This window comes from Thermus thermamylovorans (assembly GCF_004307015.1).
GTDB lineage: Bacteria > Deinococcota > Deinococci > Deinococcales > Thermaceae > Thermus > Thermus thermamylovorans.
This window is the reverse complement of sequence record NZ_SIJL01000041.1, coordinates 1-1,557: the sequence shown is the minus strand read 5'-3', so window position 1 is coordinate 1,557 and position 1,557 is coordinate 1. Positions and strand designations below refer to the sequence as shown.

At 62.5% G+C, this 1,557-nt stretch carries 1 rRNA gene; it reads right to left on the bottom strand.

The annotated features are described in order from the left end of the window. Positions 1 to 20: 20 nt before the first annotated feature. Positions 21 to 1,537: ribosomal RNA gene (locus tag ETP66_RS11790) — 16S ribosomal RNA — on the bottom strand. Between the last annotated feature and the right edge of the window lie 20 nt (positions 1,538 to 1,557).

Here is a 1,557-nt window from a genome sequence, read left to right as displayed (position 1 = left end):
CAGGGCTTCATGCTCCTTAGAAAGGAGGTGATCCAGCCGCACCTTCCGGTACAGCTACCTTGTTACGACTTCGCCCCAGTCACGGGCCCTACCCTCGGCGCCTGCCCTCAGGCTCCCGGCGACTTCGGGTAAAACCCGCTCCCATGGCGTGACGGGCGGTGTGTACAAGGCCCGGGAACGTATTCACCGCGGCATGGCTGATCCGCGATTACTAGCGATTCCGCCTTCATGGGGTCGGGTTGCAGACCCCAATCCGAACTACGCCCACCTTTCCGCGATCCGCTCCCCATCACTGGGTGGCATCGCTCTGTAGTGGGCATTGTAGCACGTGTGTCGCCCAGGCCGTAAGGGCCATGATGACCAGACGTCGTCCCCGCCTTCCTCCCGCTTTCGCAGGCAGTCCCGTTAGAGTGCCCGGCCTCACCCGCTGGCAACTAACGGCAAGGGTTGCGCTCGTTGCGGGACTTAACCCAACATCTCACGACACGAGCTGACGACGGCCATGCAGCACCTGTGCTAAGGCTCCCCTCACAGGGCACCCCAGGCTCTCACCTAGGTTCCCCAGCATGTCAAGGCCTGGTAAGGTTCTTCGCGTTGCTTCGAATTAAACCACATGCTCCACCGCTTGTGCGGGCCCCCGTCAATTCCTTTGAGTTTCAGCCTTGCGGCCGTACTCCCCAGGCGGCGCGCTTATCGCGTTGGCTTCGGCCCCCAGCACACACCAGAGACCTAGCGCGCATCGTTTAGGGCGTGGACTACCCGGGTATCTAATCCGGTTCGCTCCCCACGCTTTCGCGCCTCAGCGTCAGAAATGGGCCAGGTGGCTGCCTTCGCCATCGGCGTTCCTCCCGGTATCTGCGCATTTCACCGCTACTCCGGGAATTCCACCACCCCCTCCCACCCTCTAGCTTGAGCGTATCCCACGCTCCCCCACGGTTGAGCCGTGGCCTTCCACATGGGACGCCCCAAACCGCCTACACGCCCTTTACGCCCAGTAAATCCGGGTAACGCTCGCGCCCTCCGTATTACCGCGGCTGCTGGCACGGAGTTGGCCGGCGCTATTACCCCGGTACCGTCATCCCCCTCATCAGGGCTTTCGTCCCGGGTTCAGGAGTTTACACCCCGAAGGGCTTCCTCCTCCAAGCGGCGTCGCTCCGTCAGACTTCCGTCCATTGCGGAAGATTCCTAACTGCTGCCTCCCGTAGGAGTGGGGCCCGTGTCTCAGTGCCCCTGTGGCCGGCCATCCTCTCAGACCGGCTACCCGTCGTCGCCTTGGTGGGCTCTTACCCCACCAACTAGCTGATGGGACGCGGGCCCATCCAGAAGCGGGTCGCCCCTTTAATCATGCCCCACAGGACATGACCACATGGGGGATTAGCCTGGGTTTCCCCAGGTTGTCCCCCTCTTCCAGGTAGGTCACCCACGCGTTACTCACCCGTCCGCCGCTGGCCGTGAGTAAACCCACAGCCCGCCCGACTTGCATGTCTTAGGCACGCCGCCAGCGTTCACCCTGAGCCAGGATCAAACTCTCCAAAGAAAAACGCCCTGAAGGCGTTT